The organism is Flavobacterium sp. SM2513 (genome assembly GCF_050908145.1).
In the GTDB taxonomy this organism is placed as follows: domain Bacteria; phylum Bacteroidota; class Bacteroidia; order Flavobacteriales; family Flavobacteriaceae; genus Flavobacterium.
In genome coordinates, this window is sequence record NZ_CP194228.1 from 2,843,744 (window position 1) to 2,863,045 (window position 19,302).

Sequence of the window (19,302 nt, forward strand, 5' to 3'; positions counted from 1 at the left end):
CAATCAATAAATTAGGATTACTGATTTCTAAAAATCAGTTTCCCGTCAAAGGAGTCAAGTAGAATGGTACTGTCCGTTGAAATTTGATTACTCAAAATTTCTTTAGAAAGTGGATTCAAAACATCGCGTTGAATCACTCTTTTTACGGGTCGTGCACCAAATTCGGCATCAAAACCTTTCTCAGATAAGTAAGCAACCGCATCTGGAGTTGCATCGAAGGTGATTCCTTGTTGAGCTAACATTTTACTCACCGATTTAAGTTGTAATCCTACAATTTTTTGGATATTGCTTTTCGAAAGTGGAGTGAACATCACAATTTCGTCAATTCTATTAATGAATTCAGGACGAACAGTTTGCTTTAACAAAGCTAAAACTTCAACTTTAGCCGCTTCAGTTGCTGCTTCAATCCCGCTTTTTATGTTTTTCTCTTCAAATTTCTCTTGAATAATGGCGCTTCCCATATTGGAAGTCATTATAATAATACAGTTTTTAAAATCAGCCAATCGTCCTTTATTGTCTGTTAATCGACCTTCATCTAGAACTTGTAATAAGATATTAAACGTGTCTGGATGTGCTTTTTCTATTTCATCTAAAAGAATAACTGAATACGGTTTTCTCCGAACCGCTTCTGTCAATTGACCGCCTTCATCATAACCCACATAACCCGGAGGTGCTCCAACTAAGCGACTCACGCTGTGTCTTTCCTGATATTCACTCATGTCAATTCGCGTCATCGCATTTTCATCATCGAAAAGATATTCTGCTAAAGCTTTCGCTAGTTCCGTTTTTCCAACTCCAGTCGTTCCTAAAAATAAAAAGGTTCCAACAGGTTTTTTTAAATCTTGCAAACCTGCACGACTTCGTCTTACTGCGTCCGAAACAGCTGTAATCGCTTCTTCTTGACCTACAACTCTTTGATGTAATTCGTTTTCTAAATTCAACAGTTTTTCGCGTTCGCCCTGCAGCATTTTCATTACCGGAATTCCAGTCCATTTGGCTACTACTTCTGCAATATCTTCGCGAGTAACTTCTTCTTTTATAAGTGAATTTTCATTTTTATTTTCACCCAGTTCTTTCTGCAAAAGGTCTAAACGTTCTTGCGTTTCCTTCATTTTTCCGTAACGAATTTCGGCTACTTTTCCGTAATCTCCATCACGTTCGGCTTTTTCAGCTTCAAATTTTAAATCTTCAATCTCTGTTTTAACGGTTTGAATTGAATCTACAAACTCTTTTTCGGTTTTCCACTTAGTGAAAATTTCGTTTCGGTCTTCTTTTAAATTCGCTAAATCTAAATGTAAACCTTTCAGTTTGTTTTCGTCTTTTTCACGTTTAATAGCTTCAATTTCAATTTCCAACTGCATAATTTTACGATCCAGTACATCTAATTCTTCTGGTTTTGAATTGATTTCCATTCGTAATTTAGAAGCGGCTTCGTCCATTAAATCAATTGCTTTGTCTGGCAAAAACCGATTGGTAATATATCGTTGTGAAAGTTCAACAGCTGCAATAATCGCATCATCTTTGATTCGGACTTTATGGTGTGTTTCGTATTTTTCCTTAATTCCTCGCAAAATAGAAATCGCACTTTCTGTGTCGGGTTCGTCCACTACAATTTTCTGGAATCTTCGTTCTAATGCCTTGTCTTTTTCAAAATATTTTTGATATTCATCTAAAGTAGTTGCACCAATCGCTCGTAGTTCACCTCTTGCCAAAGCTGGCTTCAAAATATTTGCTGCATCCATTGCACCATCGCCACCTCCCGCACCAATTAAGGTGTGAATTTCATCGATGAATAAAACAATGTCGCCTTCAGCCGAAGTCACTTCTTTCACCACCGATTTTAAGCGTTCTTCAAATTCACCTTTATATTTTGCACCTGCAATTAAAGCACCCATATCTAACGAAAAAATAATTTTATCTTTTAGATTATCAGGCACGTCTCCGTCTACAATTCGGTGAGCTAAACCTTCAGCAATTGCAGTTTTTCCAACGCCAGGTTCACCAACAAGCATTGGATTATTTTTCGTTCTTCTCGTCAAAATTTGCAAAACACGCCGAATTTCTTCGTCACGACCAATTACGGGATCTAGTTTTCCATTTTTCGCTAATTCATTTAGATTTTTAGCATATTTATTCAATGAATTATAGGTTTCTTCAGCTGATTGAGAAGTGACTCGTTCTCCTTTCCGCAACTCGTCAATGGCTGTTTCAAGACCTTTCTTGGTAACTCCTTGGTCTTTTAAAGCTTGAGCTATTTTACTTTTGGAGCCAAAAATAGCTAGGATTAAATGTTCGATTGACACGTATTCATCACTTCCTTTTTTAGCGATAATTTCGGACTCATTTAGCGTTGTATTTGCGTCACGAGATAAGGTAATAGTTCCTCCTGAAACTTTGGGAAATGATTCAATCATTTTATTCAATATTTGCTTGAATAAATCGACGTTAACATTTAGTTTCTTTAGTAGGTAAGGAGCGACATTTTCATCAACTTCAAAAATAGCTTTTAAAATGTGTTCATTCTCAATTTGTTGCTGACCATTTTCTTGCGTTAACATTTGAGCTTTCTGAATCGCCTCCTGTGATTTGATTGTAAAATTGTTAATGTTCATATGTTGTGTCTTATATTTAAAGATTATTTATTTAACTTTGATTATAGGAGGTCAATTTGCATTCCATAGTAAAATTAGTGACATTTCGCTATTATTTAATTTGAATTTAACGACAAATTGGCATAAAAACTGACAAAATGGGTATATTTAAAGGAATGTTTGGAAAAAGTGAAGAAAAATCAAGTTCAAAATTACAGTGGAATTATTTAGAATCAATGGAAGATTTGGACGCTGCTGAACAACTTTCAAAGGAGAAAACGGTTGTTTTATTTAAACACAGTACCCGTTGCAGCATCAGTCGTTTTGTATTAAAACAGTTCGAGAATACATACGATATTCCACAAGAAGATATGGAGCTTTATTTTTTAGACTTGATAGAATACCGACCCATTTCAAACGAAATTGCGCAACGTTTTGGTGTTACCCATCAATCACCTCAAATGGTTGTTGTGAAAGACGGAAAGACAATTTATGATGCGTCACATGACAGCATTGACGCAGAATCATTGAAGCGATTTGTTTAGAAAATTTTAAAAAAAATCTCCCAAACTACTTGTTAGAATGGGAGATTATTATTTAATGTATTTCGTAGAATTTAAAGGCTCTTTTCAAGTGTCTTTATTTCTCCATATCCAAAAAGATGGTCTTCTTTAATCATTTCCGCAATTCCTGTTGGTAGCATAGCTTCCCAGCCTGGGTTTCCTTTGCTGATCATTTTCAGAACTTCTCGCGAGAATATTTGTAAATTTTTGTCATCAACTTCCTCAATATCAATTACTTTACCGTTAAATTTAAAGAATTTATATAATTCCTTCATTCGTGGATGCACTTTTAAATTTTCAGAATTGATTAATGTTCCATCTTCATCTTCCATAGGGTACAAAAACACTTTTAAATCGCGGTAAAATAATTTTCCAAAAGCTTCAAGAATTCCTCCGCTTAAATGACGATAATATTTTTCGTCAAAAATATCAATAAGATTGTTAACTCCCATGGCCAGACCCATTCGAGCCTTGGTATAATTAGAGAAATATTCAACTACTTTATAGTATTCTTGGAAATTTGAAATCATTACGGTATGGCCAAGTGAACATAAAAGTTCGGCTCGATCCATAAAATCACGCTCGTCAATTTCTCCTTCCGAGCGAAGGTTTGAAAGTGTAATTTCAAAAATAACCAAGGTGTTTTCCTCTTCCACTTTGTTTTCCTGAATAAACATTTTGAATGATTTCTCATACATGTCAATATTTACCTTGGTAACTGGACGGAAACTTCCTCTTAATGCAAGAATATTCTTCTTGTATAGAATAGAAGCAGGCAAAATATTATGTCCATCAGGATTAAACATTACTGCGTCAGTCATTCCATTTTTAACCAATTGTAAACTCATCAAACGATTGTCAACATCAGTAAAAAGTGGCCCTGAAAAATTTATCGTGTCAATTTCCAACTGGTCTTTGTCCAAATGATCATATAAATAGCGTAATAATTTTTTAGGATCATTATATTTATAAAAAGCACCGTAAATTAGATTTACCCCTAAAATACCTAGCGTTTCTTGTTGCAACCGAGCATCCATTTCTTTAAAACGAATGTGGATAATTATTTCATTATATTCTTGATCGGCGTCTAATTGGTAACGAATTCCAACCCACCCATGGCCTTTAAATTGCTTTGCGAAATCAATTGTAGCAACAGTATTTGCATAACTAAAAAACATTTTATGTGGATGTTTTTCGCGATTTAAACGAGCTTCAATTAAATTTACTTCGTGCGAAAGCATTTTTTTCAAACGACTTTCCGTTACATAACGACCGTCCGATTCTATTCCATAAATAGAATCGCTAAAATCTTTGTCGTAAGCGGACATTGCTTTCGCTATGGTTCCTGATGAACCACCCGTTCTAAAAAAATGTCTAACAGTTTCCTGTCCAGCACCAATTTCGGCAAAAGTACCGTAAATGTTTTCGTTCAAATTAATTCGAAGTGCCTTGTCTTTTATAGAAGGAATTTGTTCGATGACTTTATCACCTTTCAATATTATTTCAGTATCCATGAAAATAAGTTGCATTTTAGTAAGTACAAAGTTAACAAAATAGGGCATCAAAGAACGATTTTTATCTTATTTTTGTAAAAAAATTATTTCTTTTGAACGTTTATTTTTTAGGTACCGGAACTTCTCAAGGCATTCCTGTTATTGGATGCGACGACGCTGTATGCAAAAGTGCTGATCCGAAAGACAAAAGGCTTCGTGTATCGATTTGGGTGTATGATGAAAATTTTTCAGTTGTCATTGATTGTGGCCCTGACTTCCGCTATCAAATGTTGAAATCCGGTTGTTTAAAAATGGACGCAGTGCTCTTTACACATGAACACGCTGATCATACGGCAGGACTTGATGATATTCGACCGTTCTATTTCAAACAAGGAGATATTCCTTTATATGGTCATCCACGGGTTTTGGAAAATTTAGCAAATCGTTTTGATTATATTTTTAGAACCGAAAATAAGTACCCAGGTGCTCCATCCGTTTTACCAATGGCAGTTGACAAAGACGAACCATTTTTAGTTAAAAACCAAAAAATTGTTCCGATAAATGCTTCTCATGGTGGTTTACAGGTATTTGGATACCGCATTGGAGACTTTGCGTATTTAACAGATGTTAAAACGATGGAAGATTCAGAAATCGAAAAAATTAAAGAAGTCAAAGTATTGGTTATTAATACTTTGAGAAAAGAATTTCATCCAACGCATTTTAATTTAGAGGAGGCTCTAGGTTTTATTAAAAAAGTGAATCCTGGAAAAACATTTTTGACACATATTAGCCATAACTTCGGGCTGCACGAAGCCATTCAAAATGAACTTCCCGAGAATGTATTCTTGGCTTTTGACAATTTAGAAATTACTATTTAATTATATTTTATGAAAAAATCGCTTTTATTATACCTTTTTATTTTGGCGCTATTGTTTAACGTCTTTACTTATGCCTATTTCACAAAAGACCAGAAATTTGAGAAAGAACGCTACGTGAAATTGGATAAGAAATTACACGACTCCATCAATATCATGGGTAACGATTTATTTGACGCTAATTATTTTTCATTAGAAACCAATCAAAATGCACAAGATTATTTTGAAAATAAAGCGACAGGCGAAATTTTAGACTACCGCAAATTGATTCCTTTTGTGAAAGACCAGCTGATTTCTTTCAACGACAAGCCAGAAGGAAATCCGTATACGGGGTTTGAGAAATTAAATGAAAGAAAATTTATCATTAATAAAGCAAAAGTTTTAAACCATCGTTGGATTATTGCCGATTTTAACGATGGAACTATTTGGGGAGAAGCAATTATTAAATATTTTATTAACGATGATAAGACGGTTTCATTTGAAACTGCTGAAACTGTTATTTATACAAAACGCTAAACAAAAAGTTCCTAAATGGAACTTTTTGTTTTTTCTAACCAATTTTTCAAATCAATAAAGTTTTGCGGAGTAACTCCATGACCTACGGGATATTCTTTGAAAGAATTTGGAATATGTAAAGAATCCAAAATTCCCGGTGCTTTTTTTGCCCAATCTACAGGAATCACTTGATCAACTGAACCGTGAGAAACAAACATTTGCAGATTTGAAAAATTATTGTTTTTATAATTTTCCACAATTATTTCTTCATTTAAATAACCACTTAAAGCTACAACGCGTTGTACTTTTTCGGGGTAGGAAAGTGCTATTGAATAACTTAAAATAGTTCCTTGACTAAAGCCCAATAAGGTTACTTGTTCTGGATCAATAGGGTAGTTTTTAATTAATTCGTCAATGAAATTAGCAATTAAATCACGAGATTCCATCGCTTGATCGTGGTCAGAAAATTTATTTTCATTGGCATCAAAATTAATCGCATACCAAGCATAACTTCCATATTGTAAATCATAAGGTGCTCTTGCAGAAATTACATAATATTCTTCAGGTAATTCACTCGCAAACGAGAATAAATCTTGTTCATTGCTTCCGTAACCGTGTAATAATAGGATTAGTGGATTTTTATCTGTTTTTATTTTTGGCTCTCGAATGAGGTATTCTAATGATAGTTTCATGCTTAATTTTTGGATTTAAATAGTTTTTGATACAAAGGACCAACAATCGGAACTAGTCTTTTTTTACCTTCTAAAGCGCCTAAAAAACCATACATCCAAAGTACAAAAATGAATACCCAAAATGCTGAAGTTATCATCCAACTATTAAAATATCCGATTATGTAACCAAACGCAAAAAATGTTATAAAAATTCCCAACGCTTGACGAATATGAAATGCAGCAAAATCATTTTTCCTTTCACTATTCATTGTAAAAGCGATAATTGTCCCTATAATAGTGATGTAGCTTATTGTTGCTATTTTTTTTCCTTCTTGAATTGTTTCCATATTTAAGCTAAAACTAATTTTTGATTGTTATAAATTCCGTAGACTTTTCCTTTTAATTCTGTTCCAAGAAAGGCCGAATTTTTTGATTTTGATAGTATATTTTCTTTTGTAAAAACGTAATTTTCTGATGTTGAAAATAACGTAATGGTTGCAGGTTTATTGATTTCAATTGTATTTTTATTTTGTAAAAACAATTGTCGTCCGGCAGTTAATTTTTCAACAATAACGTCTAAAGGAAGAACTGTCATTAATGCTCCAAAAGCAGACTCTAATCCGATAGTTCCATTTTTTGCCAAATCAAATTCCATCTTTTTATGTTCAATATCGATAGGATTATGGTCGGAAGTAATGACATCAATTGTCCCATCTTTTACGGCTTCAAGCAAAATTTTTCTGTCAGATTCAATCCTTAATGGAGGCGAAACTTTAAATCGTGTATCAAATGTTTCCAATTTTTCATCCGTCAATACCAAATGGTGAACAGAAACACTACATGTTATTTGTAAACCATCGGCTTTAGCTTCTCGAATCAATTGAGCTGATTTTGCTGTTGAAATGGTTGGAATATGTAACTTTCCACCAGTATACTCAAGGATAAAAAGATTTTTAGCAATCTGTAATTCTTCGGCTAAAGCAGGAATCCCTTTTAATCCCAAACGTGTTGAAACAATTCCTTCATTCATAACTCCTGAACCTTTAATATTGGGCTCTTGAGAAAAGGCGATAACCAAACCATCGAAGTCATGTGCATATTGTAATGCAATTTTCAACAAATTGACATTATCAATATTTCTATTATAATCGCTAAAAGCTATAGCTCCAGCATTTTTCATATCATATAACTCGGCTAAATCTTTTCCTTCGCTGTTTTTGGTCAAAGCGCCAATTGGAAATAAATCAGTTGCAAAACCAGTTGCTTTTGTTTTTACAAAATTAATTTGCGATTGATTGTCGGTAATAGGTGAGGAGTTGGGTTGCAAAGCGACTCCGGTAAACCCACTTTTTGCAGCAACATTTAATCCATTTGTAATGGTTTCTCGGTCTTCAAAACCAGGTTCGCCAAAACAAACACTCGAATCAAACCAACCTTGCGAAACGTGTAAATCCTCTAATTCAATTTCTTGAAAATTGCTTTTATTTTCTAGATTTTTTCCAATATTTTTAAAAATGCCATCCGCTATTTCAACATCCACAATTTGATTGTGAAAAGAGCTTTTAGCATCAATTATTTTAGCTTTTCGTAGGATTAGATTCATTTTACAAATTTTTGAATAAACAATTCCGTGATTAAAAAAAGTAAGGTTAAAATGGCAAACCACTTCCAAATTTCATTGTTGGTTCGGTCGGTTTGTAAGGTGTCAATGATTGATTCTATAGTATTTTCAACTTTATATTTGCTTAAATCTGTTATTGGATTATCTAAATTACTTTCAGTTCGTGGATAATTAAAACTAATGTTTTGCAGAATTTTTTCATTTTGAAAAACACCATAATTTCCAGCAATTTCTGGGGCGTTGTCAAATGTCATTTGCACTTTATTATTCGAAATTTGTTGCGAAGGTACAAATTCAATTGCATCAGCCGAAGTGCTTTGTCTTACTTTTAAAATTTCATCTTTCTGAAGTTGAGCATCGATAGTCAATGGATTTTCAACACCAATATGCATTGCAGAAATTCCCGAACGATTGGTGTTTTGTGCCATATTATAAAAGGTAGGAACTATCAATGGTGAATTTTGAAAATTACTATTTTCCTTATTCAAAGCCGCTGAAAACACATATACTTTTCCGATTGCAGTTAAAAAAGGTGTTTCATCTTCAAATTTTAAAACAGGTGCAGAAGTAGTGCTCATTTGAAAATACTGATTGACACTTGGAAATTGAAAATTAGTCACATTTTTTTCAAAAACGTTCTTATATAAAGGATGTGAAAAAGATATTTTTGTAATCAATTTTTTAGCATTTTCAACTTTAGAAAACCGAATAGTTCCAATGTGTTTTAGCCAATTATTAAGTTCCTCAGTATTTGTTCCTGAAGATGGAATGACAATCACTGAACCGTCTTTTTTCGCAAAATCAGTCAAGGTAGTTTGTAATGCTTGTGGGATTTCAGACAGCTCATTCAAAATAATAACTTCTTGCTTTTCAAGTAAATTATAGTTTAAAGCATTTAATTCAACATTTGAGTAATTGAATTCATTCACATTGTAAATTTTAGATAAAAATTTACTTTTATCCAATGAACCAATACTCAAAACATTGATTTTTTTAGGTTCGGAAATACTGAAAAACAATTCATTATCGTAAGTCAAACCATTATCTTCAATGGAGGCATACCCATTAAATGCTTGTTTGGGAAGTGTGAAAAACGCTACTTTTTTATTGGTGTCGAACTTTACAACTGATTTGGCAATAAGCTTATTTTCATTGTAAATTCCCAATGGAATCTCAGCTTTTTCTAAATCGTAATTCGTCAGTTGGAACCCAATTTCATAGAATTTGTCGGTTGTTTCCTTAATGAAAACACTGTCAATGGAAATGTTATTTTTCTTTTCCGCTTTTACAGGAACTAGAAACGTGTTGAATTCCTTGTCTATTTTTTCTAAAGCATTTGCATCTGCATTTACAAAATCTGAAATGATGATAACGTCTTTTTGATACGGAGTCTTTTTAGATTTTATTTGCGAAAGCACTTGATTTAAAGAAAATTCAGAAGAACTGTAATTCAAATTCTGAATTTCTTTCTGAACCGATTTTATATCTGTGTTCCAATAATTTTCAGAAGAAGTAATGAGTGAAAAATTTTGGTTTTCGGGAATGTGTTGCTGCAAATCTTCTAAAACACGTTTCAATAACGGACCTTTCTGACCTTGAGCTTGCATACTAAACGAATTGTCTACTACTATATAGGTTTCGTTTGTAACTGCTTTCGAGTCTTTGGCTTCAAAAAAAGGTTGCGCAAAAGCAAAAATTAAAGCGGTTAAAATCAGTAAACGTGTTGCTAATAAAAGCCATTTTTTAATCTGCGAACTTTTTCGGGTTTGAAGGCTAAGTTCTTTTAAAAACTGAACGTTGGTAAAATATTCTTTCTTAAAACGTCGCAATTGGAAAAGGTGAACCAAAATTGGAATAAGCAACAAGAAGAGAAAGTAAAGAATTTCGGGATGTTTGAACTGCATTCTAATTTTAGTTTACTCAAATGGATTATTTCAGAAAAGCAACTGAATTTTTCTTTGTCAAAAATACTACTTTTTATTTTGTAGCCTTGTAAAATAGTTTTAAAATCATAAAAAGTACAAACTTATGTATTTATAGTCATTTAACACTGTATAAATTTGGCGAAAGCCGATATCATATTATATAAGGTGACATTTTTACTGATTAACAAATAGAAGGTTTGTCTTATAATTTCACTATTTGAAAATTAAACAAAGATTAAAATGTCATCTTGTCAGCTATTTAATGCTTGTAAATCAATGTAACTGACAATTTATAAGTTTATTTCCAATGGCACAATGATTGCTTTTGAGTGGATAATAAAAAAAATTATAAATTAAATTAATATAATAATGGGTAAAATAATTGGTATTGACTTAGGAACAACGAATTCATGTGTGTCTGTAATGGAAGGTAGTGAAGCAGTTGTAATCCCTAACTCAGAAGGAAAAAGAACAACACCATCGATCATTGCATTTGTAGAAGGTGGCGAAATTAAAGTGGGAGATCCTGCAAAAAGACAAGCAGTAACTAATCCTACCAAAACAATCGCTTCTATCAAACGTTTTATGGGACACACTTTTGCTGAAACTACAGGTGAAGCAAAAAGAATGTCGTACAAAGTAGTAAAAGGAGACAACAATACACCTCGTGTGGATATTGACGGTCGTTTATATACAGCACAAGAATTGTCAGCAATGACTCTTCAAAAAATGAAAAAAACAGCTGAAGACTATTTAGGTCAAACAGTTACTGAAGCAGTTATTACTGTTCCTGCTTACTTTAATGATGCACAACGTCAAGCTACGAAAGAAGCGGGTGAAATTGCAGGTCTTAAAGTAATGCGTATCATCAATGAGCCAACTGCAGCTGCACTTGCTTACGGATTAGATAAAAAAGGTTCAGACCAAAAAATTGCTGTTTACGATTTAGGTGGTGGTACTTTTGATATTTCTATCCTTGAATTAGGAGACGGAGTTTTTGAAGTATTGTCTACAAATGGAGATACACACTTAGGTGGAGATGATTTTGACCATGAAATTATTGACTGGTTAGCAAAAGATTTCTTAGCTGAAGAAGGTATTGACTTACGTTTGGATCCAATGTCATTGCAACGTTTGAAAGAAGCTGCTGAAAAAGCGAAGATTGAATTATCTTCTTCTTCAGAAACTGAAATCAACTTGCCATACGTTACAGCTACGGCTTCAGGACCAAAACACTTAGTTAAAAAATTATCTCGTTCTCAGTTCGAAAAATTAACTGATTCTTTAGTAAAACGTTCTATGGAGCCAGTTGCTAAAGCATTAAAAGATGCAGGTTTATCTGTTTCTGATATTGACGAAGTTATTCTTGTAGGAGGTTCAACTCGTATGCCAAGAATCGCTGACGAAGTAGAAAAATTCTTTGGTAAAAAAGCATCTAAAGGAGTTAATCCTGATGAAGTTGTTGCTATTGGAGCAGCTATTCAAGGTGGAGTTTTATCTGGAGATGTAAAAGATGTATTGTTACTTGACGTTACACCTTTATCTTTAGGTATCGAAACTATGGGTGGTGTTTTGACTAAATTAATCGAGTCTAACACAACTATTCCAACTAAAAAATCACAAGTTTTCTCTACAGCTGCTGATTCTCAACCATCGGTTGAAATTCACGTTTTGCAAGGAGAAAGAGCGATGGCTACTGACAACAAAACAATCGGTCGTTTTCACTTAGACGGTATTCCACCAGCACCAAGAGGAGTTCCTCAAATTGAGGTTACTTTTGATATTGATGCTAATGGTATCATCAAAGTTTCGGCTACTGACAAAGGAACAGGAAAATCTCACGATATCCGTATCGAAGCTTCTTCTGGTTTGACAGCTGACGAAATCGAACAAATGAAAAAAGACGCAGAAGCTAACGCTGGTGCTGACAAATTAGCTCGTGAAAGAGCTGAAAAATTGAACGAAGCAGACTCTATGATCTTTCAAACTGAAAGTCAATTGAAAGAGCTTGGTGATAAATTAACAGACGAGCACAAAGTTGCAATCGAAATGGCTTTAACTGAGTTACGTTTAGCTCATGAAAACCAAGACGTAAATGCTATTCAAACTGCACTTGACAATATCAATGCTGCTTGGAAAACTGCAACGGAAGCAATGTATGCTCAAGGAGATGCAGGACAAGCTCAAGGGGCTCAACCAGAAGCTAACGCTCCAGAAGGTGACAATGTTCAAGACGTTGATTACGAAGAAGTAAAATAAGTTCTAATTAATTAGAATTGTTTTTAATATAAAACCGAGTTAGTAATAACTCGGTTTTTTTATGCGCTAATTTTAATGAAAGAGCCGTTATAAATAGTTTTTAAATATGCATTATTCATTTCTATGCAGCTTTAAAATTGTAACGGGTAGTTTTTTCTTTGACCGCTCTAAAAGTAAACCGTACTTCTTCAACTCTCTATTTATGGTTTGTGGGTCTTCCAGTTGCCACTGTAGGTTGATATCAAAATAGCCATCTAAATTTGTATGGTCTAGAACGGGTATATCTGTAAAATCCTCAATATATTTTACTAGCTCACTTAACTTTCCTCCTTTGGATTTATAAATCAGTCCACCGAAACTTATTTCTGAGTTAGATGATTTCGAATTTTTAAGTATTTTATCAATATCTTTTATTTCATAACAAATTAGAGAGTCTATCGTTTCTTCTATTTTATAACTTAGATTTGAATTCAGAAAGTTTACACTCAATTCTTTCCATGTTAATTCTCGTTCTTGCGAAACCTCTACCGAAAAATTATATAAGTTTTCTTTTTTATAAGGAAAGTCATCCATAGTTAATCCATCTTGAAACAGTAGCCTACTCATCGTTGTATCAAAAAGTGAAAGGTAGAGCCGTATTAATGAACTGTTATTCACTTCTATTCCATTGATATTCCCTAAAATGTTTTTCTTTTCTGAAATACCTGGACTCTTATTGACATCATATCCACTCAAGTAGATTCTGTAATCGGAGTTTGACACTTGCTTAATTGTGTCATACTTCATTTTATAAGCTACCTCAACAAAATCATCTTTTAGCTCGAGTTCAATTACTTTATTATTGAGTATATCTGTGATGACTTCTTTAGTTATTTCCTTCGGATTCGTTATGGCTCTCACAATACCGTGTTGGTCTATTATTAGTGCGTGTGGAATCACTTTGTAAGGAAATACTGCCCGATGGTTGGTGTCCGACACTATCTTCAAATTGCTTTTTGTTACATCAAGAAACTTTTCAAGTCGTACTAAAGGCTCTTCCGAAACAGCGATTACCTCTATTTTAGTGCCAAAATCCTTTTGAAGTTCCTCTAGTTTTCGCATTTCTGCAATGCAAGGGCTACACCATGTTGCCCAAAACTCTAGTACTATAATCTTTCCTTTTAATTTTTTTAAGACTATTGGTTTGGAAGCATTGTTTAAGGTTTTAGTAAACGTGTAATTAGGTACTTGCTGTCCTACTTTTGCAATTTGACCAAATGAAACAAATTGCAGTAGAAACAGGAATGATAAAAGTATTAAGGGTTTCTTTCTCATCAAAAAGTGTTTAAATTCATCATTAAAAACGTTTAAAATAACTAAATAGTACATTCGTTCTACTAAAAACACTTTCTATTTATTTTTAGTGAAGGTTCATGAATCCTAAATAAAATTTCATTAATCGTCTTTCTCAAAGCATCCCTAACACATCTTTCCACTTTTCAGGGTAATAGATGTTAAATTTTTTCTCGTTAGCAATCATTTGTCTAATCAATGTCTTGTTACCTTCTGCATCTCCATTTCCTTCATTTATACTGGCAATTATACTTGCTCTTAGCGTTTCATATGCATCGGCTAGTTCCTCTTTTTTTTTCTCTATTTCTTTGTCTTTTAAAGCATCTAGTTCCTGATTGAGTTTAACTTCCAATATTTGTTCTTCAAAAGCATCAATACTTTCATCAAGAGTTGAAATTTCTGATTCTTCCAGTAGCTCTGATGGCACTTCAGCTTCTACCGTAGCTTTTATTTCTCTAAAAATTTCGGCTTGGTCAAGCAATGGTTGTTCTTGAAGCCAAGTTTTAAAATCCTCCTCATCCAATTTTCCTTCAAGAAGTTGTCTTATTTTTGCACTGTATTTCGTTTTCATCCCTTATTTTATTATCTAATTCAACTTTACATAACCCTCGAAGGGTTTTGAACTCTTCGAGGGTTTTAGTGAAACTGGATGTACTAATTTAGCTGGGAGTTTAAGTTAAGAGAAAAAACCTTAATTTTAACTTATGACAAAAGAGAGAAAAATTTATGACGCAGCGTTTAAAATAAAAGCTGTAGAACTAAGCAATGAACGTTCCAACATAACTGAATTAGCCAGAGAATTAGGTATTCGTGTTAGTATGCTTTATAAGTGGCGTAAGGATTACGATAAGTTTGGTGCTGGTAGCTTTCCTGGTAATGGAATTTTAAAACAAACATCAGAACAAAAACTAATTAGCGAATTAGAGGCAAAGTTGAAAGAAGCTGAATTAGAACGAGATATATTAAAAAAAGCAGTGGGCATTTTTTCCAAGAGCGGTCGATGATATTTGATTTTATTAAAAATCATGCAAAAATATTTCCGATTGAAAAAATGTGTAAAGTTTTAAAAGTCAGCCAAAGTGGCTATTACCGGTGGAAAATCGCTGCCATTTCTAAGCGACTTCAGAAAATGAATGTTTTAAAAGAAAAAATTACATCCCTTTATTTTGAATCCAAACAGCGCTATGGTAGTCCACGAATAACAATGGAATTAAATATTTTAGGGTTTCAGATTTCAAGAATTACAGTTGCAAAATATATGAGAGAACTTGGTTTGAAAAGTAAGTTGAGTAAAAAATTTAAGATTACCACTGATTCTAAACATAATTATTTACTTGTTGAGAATGTGTTAAACAGACAATTTTTGGTTTCTCAGCCATCAAAAGCATGGGTTTCAGACATTACATATATTCACACTAAAGAAGGATTTTTGTATTTAACAACGGTAATGGATTTGTATGACAGAAAAATTATCGGCTGGAGCTTAAGTGATGGAATGAGTACAAATGAAACAACTCTAGCATCATGGAAAATGGCAATTAGAAACAGAAATGTGCAAAATGGATTAATTTTTCATTCTGATCGAGGTGTCCAATATGCTAACAACAAATTTGCAAATGTTTTAGACTCATATAAAGTAACTCGAAGCATGAGTAGAACAGGAAATTGTTGGGATAATGCAGTGGCAGAGAGCTTTTTTAAATCTTTAAAAACGGAATTAATCTACGGCAATAAGCTCATTTCAAAAGAACAAATGAAACTTCAAGTTTTTGAATACATTGAACTCTGGTACAATCAAAAAAGAAGACATTCAGCTTTGAAATACATGACAATAAAGGAATTTAACAATCAATCAAATAATTATAAAAATGTCGCTTAACTTAAACTCCATCTTTTATTTGCATATCCAAACCTTATTTGTAACATCGAACGTCCTTAATTTAGATTCTCATAGTAATTCATCAAAAACTTTCCAGTTTTCAGGGTCATGTATTCCACATAGTTTTTCAGTTGCAATCAATTTTTTAGCAGTTTCTATTAATAATGCTATCGGGGCTTTCTTATTTGTAAATAAAAATATAGTTTGAATTCTTAGTCTAACCAAATCTTCCATCAGTTTTTGCTTTTGAGTCTTGGTATTTTCTTTTTCTATGGCACGCATTTCTTTTGAAAGCTTGTGAGTCAATATTAAATCCTCAAACGCATTTATTTCATTTTCAAATATTTTAGATGCTGCAAATGTAGTTTTATTTACATCATAGCGTTCTTCTATTATCGCTTTCAGTTCTCTTAAAATATCAGGTTGCTCTAAGAAATCAAGCATAGTATACCAATTTTCAAACGTTTCAAAAGATATTTCTTCGTCTAATAAAGCAACTATTTTATCTGTATATTTCGTTTTCATACCTTATTTTTTTATCTAATTCCACTTTACAGAACCCTTGAAGGGTTTTAAATCCTTCGAGGGTTTGATAGCAGTCATTTAAAACATCTCTTTCCAATTTTCAGGGTCGTACATGTCAAATTGTTTTTCCGTTGCAATCAATTTTTCAGCGGTTTCCATTAATAAAGCAATAGGTGCTTTTTTATGAATAAAAAGAAACAAAGTTGCAGCCCGCATTCGGACCAAATCTTCCATTAGTTTTTGCTGCTGTGTTTTAGCACTTTCTTTTTCAATCGAAAGCATTTCAATCGAAAGCTTGTGTGTTAAAACTAAATCTTCAAATGCATCTATTTCAGTTTCAAATTTTTTTGAATCAAAAGCAGTACTGTTTCTTTTTTTATGATAGGCTTCCATTTCAGTTTTAAGTGCCCTTAAAATTTCAGCTTGTTCTAGTAAAGGTTGTTTTAGTTGCCATTTATAAAACGCTTCTTTGCTCATTGTACCCGCTACAAACTTCAAAATTTTATCTGTATATTTCGTTTTCATTCCTTCTTTCTTAATTTAACTTAATCCTGCCAAATCCTCGGAGGGTTTTTACACCGTCGTGGTTTGCCGTTACTTCAACTTTTTACGATCAGTACTTTTATTTAAAGGTTTTAATCCCTTTGCAAATTGTCCTAAAGGCTGTAATTTTATAATTAAATGCGTTGCTAAACCTTTAATTATTGTAAATTTTTCAACTTCAGATTTATAATTGTTGTGTGACACCTTAATTTCATGCACTCCTTCTGATAAATGTAAAACAGTATTTCCTCCTTTTTGGGTACTCACTCTTTTAACTAAAGTACCAACCACTATTAACGTAGCACCCTTAATTGGACGGCCAGTTGTAGCATTAATAACTTTCGTTATCAGGCTTAAAGCAGTTACTCTTACATGTTTAATTTTTCTTAAGTTCTTATAAATCCCTACAAATTCAGGTGCTGTAGTATTAAGTCCCACCATTAACGCATCCATTTGCGTCGTAAGAAGTGTGGTTATCTCTCTAATCAATACCGCTAGCGCTGCTGTAGCACGCTTCCTGTTTTCATACATTTCTTTTGGTAAAACTTTGATTAGTGCAAACTTTTTAATGTCGGCGTCAAAGGTTGCAAACGTCTCTGCTGTAATTCCGTAGGGGATAAGGTGCTCTGTTTCAGTAGCACAATCCCTTGATAAGTCGGTACATAGACTTTGAAGTTCCAGGTCGCGCAATAAAATAAAATGGGACTTTATAAAATGTATTTTATTATAAAATTCAATTTTAGGAGCTTGCAAAGCATAAACACTTGCCGCTGCTGATAGCTGATATCCTTGATTTTGAAGGCTTTTACGAAGCGTTAATTTATCAATTGCAATTCCTGTATTGTTTTCTAGTTGAATCCTAAGATGCTCTTCAAGATTTTTAAGCAATGCACTAAATTTATTTTTGGTTGCTGATACCGGTACATTGGTATTCCATGCGTCTGGGCGGGTGTTAAAGCAGTGTTCTACTGCAAGAAACATGTTGTAATTATTTCTTTGCGTTTTTAACATAACATCACATTTAGAAATTTCTTACTCAAAATTAATAAATTTATAAATACGAAATTAAATTATATGCTTTCATTTTAATCATATAGTAGTAATGTTATTGGTATTTACCCAAATTGTTATTGATGTCATTTCTGAAAGACTTATAAATACAAGGGTTTTTATCTTTTTACTTGGTTTTGAATATTTTTTGCCAAGTGCCAAAACTGTTTTGGCATGAAGTCGTTTTTAAGTAAAATTGAATCTATTTTAATAAATTTTGACTGTTTTCAATGTTTAATAAATTACAATTAAAACGTATTTAGGTACTAATAAAGTAAAATGAAGAATCATTAAACCAAAATTAGTCTGCACTTAATAAATAGAATTGGCAATAAAAATTGAATTGTATTGCATAAAAAAGCCGTGAGATGCCATTAAAATAAATTAATTACAAACCATTCCTTTTTAATTGCATCCCTTTCAGGTTTAATTGAAAACCATTTGACTTTAATTACAAATCATTTTGCTTTAATTGAAAACCTTTTTTATTTTATCAATACCCTTTTAATTTTAATAGAAAACAATGCTGCATTAATTAGGACGCATTTGCTTTTAATGTATTCTCGTTCTATTTTAATAGAATCCCATTGTACTAAAATGGCATTTAAGATTTTTACAATGCCATTAGAACGTTTTAAAATACGTTTAAAGACTTATAAAATGAATTAAAGTACTTGTAAAATAGAGTAGAAGCACTTCTTTTTCACATCCAAATATAAAACAATAAAAAAAGACGTTACAGATATGAAATCGGTGGCGTCTTTTATACGATTACGTTTGATAAAAATAAGATGTAGTACATATTAAATGAATGCAGGTACTGCATCAATAGGGTCACGATGTGCTTAACCCAAATGAATCCACTTTTTATTGCTGTTGAGTTGCAGTGTAGCCACATGCTCTTTGTTCCATTCGGTGGGGCCTATGAGTGAAAGGAAATAAGAGCCATCTGCACTGCGGTACAAGTGGTATATTTCGCCTATAACGGGTTCAAAAGAGAACTTAGCTTCATATACTAAGGCGTTCCACTCGTATTCTTCCATGAGTCGTTCGTATTGAACCTTGAGCTCATTGAATTTATGTTCGAGTTCCTTGTTTACATTCATAATCCCTCTGCTTTTCCAGGAAACAAGGTCGTCTATTTTGATGACAGGCGCGCCTACATTGGTAGCATAGGGCAAAAGATGTGCATTATAGCCTTCTGTTTTTGAGTACACTACATTATCGGGTTTCTTATCTTCCATGTATTTGGGTTTAGCGTTGAATGATTCTGGCATTGGGTTGCGTACAAGTGAAATCAGTACGCAAAAGATTGCTGGACGTAAAGGTAAAACAAAAAAAGGTTTAAAGTATTTGTACAATCGTTAAACAAAATTAAAAGTTTAAGGGGGGTAATTTAGAATAGGAGGCGCATTTTGTTGGGCATGGTTGTCGTATTCGTTTATAGGATTGCTTCGTTCCTCGCAATGACGAGGTCATT

Annotated in this window: 18 protein-coding genes; 6 read left to right on the forward strand and 12 right to left on the reverse strand. The window is 33.1% G+C overall.

The genetic code is table 11. The features are described from left to right. Positions 1-17: 17 nt before the first annotated feature. Positions 18-2,612 (reverse strand): ATP-dependent chaperone ClpB, encoded by a 2,595-nt coding sequence (gene clpB / locus ACQ5J2_RS12070; RefSeq protein WP_432670722.1) that lies wholly within the window; start codon positions 2,610-2,612, stop codon positions 18-20. A 137-nt stretch (positions 2,613-2,749) separates the two neighbouring features. Between clpB and ytxJ the strand changes: the two genes are divergently transcribed. Continuing rightward, on the forward strand, positions 2,750-3,136 hold the full coding sequence (gene ytxJ, locus ACQ5J2_RS12075) for a bacillithiol system redox-active protein YtxJ (RefSeq protein ID WP_432670723.1): 387 nt from the start codon (positions 2,750-2,752) through the stop codon (positions 3,134-3,136). A 71-nt stretch (positions 3,137-3,207) separates the two neighbouring features. Here the strand turns inward: ytxJ and ACQ5J2_RS12080 are convergent, their stop codons facing one another. Continuing rightward, the gene (locus ACQ5J2_RS12080) at positions 3,208-4,668 is read right to left on the reverse strand and encodes a TonB-dependent receptor (protein ID WP_432670724.1); all 1,461 of its coding nucleotides are present in this window, start codon (positions 4,666-4,668) and stop codon (positions 3,208-3,210) included. Between the two features lie 92 nt (positions 4,669-4,760). Between ACQ5J2_RS12080 and ACQ5J2_RS12085 the strand changes: the two genes are divergently transcribed. Both ACQ5J2_RS12085 and ACQ5J2_RS12090 read left to right on the forward strand, forming a co-directional pair. Further along, positions 4,761-5,525, forward strand: coding sequence for an MBL fold metallo-hydrolase (locus tag ACQ5J2_RS12085; protein ID WP_432670725.1), 765 nt, complete (start codon positions 4,761-4,763; stop codon positions 5,523-5,525). Between the two features lie 9 nt (positions 5,526-5,534). Next, the gene (locus ACQ5J2_RS12090; RefSeq protein ID WP_432670726.1) at positions 5,535-6,038 is read left to right on the forward strand and encodes a hypothetical protein; all 504 of its coding nucleotides are present in this window, start codon (positions 5,535-5,537) and stop codon (positions 6,036-6,038) included. A gap of 11 nt (positions 6,039-6,049) precedes the next feature. On the opposite strand, the gene ACQ5J2_RS12095 is transcribed toward ACQ5J2_RS12090, so the two are convergent. Genes ACQ5J2_RS12095 through ACQ5J2_RS12110 form a run of 4 tightly spaced genes read right to left on the reverse strand, consistent with a single transcriptional unit; the run spans position 6,050 to position 10,213 of the window. Further along, the gene (locus ACQ5J2_RS12095) at positions 6,050-6,709 is read right to left on the reverse strand and encodes an alpha/beta hydrolase (protein ID WP_432670727.1); all 660 of its coding nucleotides are present in this window, start codon (positions 6,707-6,709) and stop codon (positions 6,050-6,052) included. Positions 6,710-6,711: 2 nt separating this feature from the next. Beyond that, positions 6,712-7,035, reverse strand: a complete 324-nt coding sequence (locus ACQ5J2_RS12100) for a DUF4870 domain-containing protein (protein ID WP_432670728.1) — start codon at positions 7,033-7,035, stop codon at positions 6,712-6,714. A gap of 2 nt (positions 7,036-7,037) precedes the next feature. Then, the gene (locus ACQ5J2_RS12105) at positions 7,038-8,291 is read right to left on the reverse strand and encodes a dihydroorotase (RefSeq protein WP_432670729.1); all 1,254 of its coding nucleotides are present in this window, start codon (positions 8,289-8,291) and stop codon (positions 7,038-7,040) included. After that, complete coding sequence (locus ACQ5J2_RS12110) at positions 8,288-10,213, reverse strand: vWA domain-containing protein (protein WP_432670730.1); 1,926 nt, start codon at positions 10,211-10,213, stop codon at positions 8,288-8,290. Before ACQ5J2_RS12110 ends, ACQ5J2_RS12105 begins: the two co-directional genes overlap by 4 nt. 390 nt (positions 10,214-10,603) lie before the next feature. On the opposite strand from ACQ5J2_RS12110, the gene dnaK reads away from it, so the two are divergent. Next, positions 10,604-12,493 carry a molecular chaperone DnaK gene (gene dnaK / locus ACQ5J2_RS12115; RefSeq protein ID WP_432670731.1) on the forward strand — a complete coding sequence of 630 codons (1,890 nt, stop codon included), beginning with the start codon at positions 10,604-10,606 and terminating at the stop codon, positions 12,491-12,493. A gap of 111 nt (positions 12,494-12,604) precedes the next feature. Here the strand turns inward: dnaK and ACQ5J2_RS12120 are convergent, their stop codons facing one another. Together ACQ5J2_RS12120 and ACQ5J2_RS12125 are read right to left on the reverse strand one after the other, a co-directional pair. Beyond that, a complete protein-coding gene (locus tag ACQ5J2_RS12120) occupies positions 12,605-13,807 on the reverse strand; it encodes a redoxin domain-containing protein (protein WP_432670732.1) in 1,203 nt (400 codons plus the stop codon). A gap of 133 nt (positions 13,808-13,940) precedes the next feature. Further along, positions 13,941-14,396, reverse strand: coding sequence for a hypothetical protein (locus ACQ5J2_RS12125; protein WP_432670733.1), 456 nt, complete (start codon positions 14,394-14,396; stop codon positions 13,941-13,943). A gap of 133 nt (positions 14,397-14,529) precedes the next feature. On the opposite strand from ACQ5J2_RS12125, the gene ACQ5J2_RS12130 reads away from it, so the two are divergent. Further along, positions 14,530-14,829: a transposase gene (locus ACQ5J2_RS12130; RefSeq protein WP_432670545.1), complete on the forward strand. Its 300-nt coding sequence runs from the start codon at positions 14,530-14,532 to the stop codon at positions 14,827-14,829. Beyond that, the gene (locus ACQ5J2_RS12135; protein ID WP_432670543.1) at positions 14,826-15,704 is read left to right on the forward strand and encodes an IS3 family transposase; all 879 of its coding nucleotides are present in this window, start codon (positions 14,826-14,828) and stop codon (positions 15,702-15,704) included. The genes ACQ5J2_RS12130 and ACQ5J2_RS12135 overlap by 4 nt, the downstream gene beginning before the upstream one ends. 69 nt (positions 15,705-15,773) lie before the next feature. On the opposite strand, the gene ACQ5J2_RS12140 is transcribed toward ACQ5J2_RS12135, so the two are convergent. The 4 genes from ACQ5J2_RS12140 to ACQ5J2_RS12155 form a co-directional block, all read right to left on the reverse strand. Further along, positions 15,774-16,229 carry a hypothetical protein gene (locus tag ACQ5J2_RS12140; RefSeq protein ID WP_432670734.1) on the reverse strand — a complete coding sequence of 152 codons (456 nt, stop codon included), beginning with the start codon at positions 16,227-16,229 and terminating at the stop codon, positions 15,774-15,776. A 78-nt stretch (positions 16,230-16,307) separates the two neighbouring features. Further along, entirely contained in the window at positions 16,308-16,754 is a 447-nt protein-coding gene (locus tag ACQ5J2_RS12145; RefSeq protein ID WP_432670735.1) for a hypothetical protein, read from the reverse strand. A 69-nt stretch (positions 16,755-16,823) separates the two neighbouring features. Then, the gene (locus tag ACQ5J2_RS12150) at positions 16,824-17,783 is read right to left on the reverse strand and encodes a hypothetical protein (RefSeq protein WP_432670736.1); all 960 of its coding nucleotides are present in this window, start codon (positions 17,781-17,783) and stop codon (positions 16,824-16,826) included. Positions 17,784-18,667: 884 nt separating this feature from the next. Beyond that, the gene (locus tag ACQ5J2_RS12155) at positions 18,668-19,066 is read right to left on the reverse strand and encodes a DUF2452 domain-containing protein (RefSeq protein WP_432673311.1); all 399 of its coding nucleotides are present in this window, start codon (positions 19,064-19,066) and stop codon (positions 18,668-18,670) included. Between the last annotated feature and the right edge of the window lie 236 nt (positions 19,067-19,302).

Coding starts and splice junctions, on each gene's coding strand:
- clpB (WP_432670722.1), bottom strand. CDS start 2,612: ATGAACATTAACAATTTTACAATCAAATCACAGGAGGCGATTCAGAAA.
- ytxJ (WP_432670723.1), top strand. CDS start 2,750: ATGGGTATATTTAAAGGAATGTTTGGAAAAAGTGAAGAAAAATCAAGT.
- ACQ5J2_RS12080 (WP_432670724.1), bottom strand. CDS start 4,668: ATGGATACTGAAATAATATTGAAAGGTGATAAAGTCATCGAACAAATT.
- ACQ5J2_RS12090 (WP_432670726.1), top strand. CDS start 5,535: ATGAAAAAATCGCTTTTATTATACCTTTTTATTTTGGCGCTATTGTTT.
- ACQ5J2_RS12095 (WP_432670727.1), bottom strand. CDS start 6,709: ATGAAACTATCATTAGAATACCTCATTCGAGAGCCAAAAATAAAAACA.
- ACQ5J2_RS12100 (WP_432670728.1), bottom strand. CDS start 7,035: ATGGAAACAATTCAAGAAGGAAAAAAAATAGCAACAATAAGCTACATC.
- ACQ5J2_RS12105 (WP_432670729.1), bottom strand. CDS start 8,291: ATGAATCTAATCCTACGAAAAGCTAAAATAATTGATGCTAAAAGCTCT.
- ACQ5J2_RS12110 (WP_432670730.1), bottom strand. CDS start 10,213: ATGCAGTTCAAACATCCCGAAATTCTTTACTTTCTCTTCTTGTTGCTT.
- dnaK (WP_432670731.1), top strand. CDS start 10,604: ATGGGTAAAATAATTGGTATTGACTTAGGAACAACGAATTCATGTGTG.
- ACQ5J2_RS12120 (WP_432670732.1), bottom strand. CDS start 13,807: ATGAGAAAGAAACCCTTAATACTTTTATCATTCCTGTTTCTACTGCAA.
- ACQ5J2_RS12125 (WP_432670733.1), bottom strand. CDS start 14,396: ATGAAAACGAAATACAGTGCAAAAATAAGACAACTTCTTGAAGGAAAA.
- ACQ5J2_RS12130 (WP_432670545.1), top strand. CDS start 14,530: ATGACAAAAGAGAGAAAAATTTATGACGCAGCGTTTAAAATAAAAGCT.
- ACQ5J2_RS12135 (WP_432670543.1), top strand. CDS start 14,826: ATGATATTTGATTTTATTAAAAATCATGCAAAAATATTTCCGATTGAA.
- ACQ5J2_RS12140 (WP_432670734.1), bottom strand. CDS start 16,229: ATGAAAACGAAATATACAGATAAAATAGTTGCTTTATTAGACGAAGAA.
- ACQ5J2_RS12145 (WP_432670735.1), bottom strand. CDS start 16,754: ATGAAAACGAAATATACAGATAAAATTTTGAAGTTTGTAGCGGGTACA.
- ACQ5J2_RS12150 (WP_432670736.1), bottom strand. CDS start 17,783: ATGTTAAAAACGCAAAGAAATAATTACAACATGTTTCTTGCAGTAGAA.
- ACQ5J2_RS12155 (WP_432673311.1), bottom strand. CDS start 19,066: ATGGAAGATAAGAAACCCGATAATGTAGTGTACTCAAAAACAGAAGGC.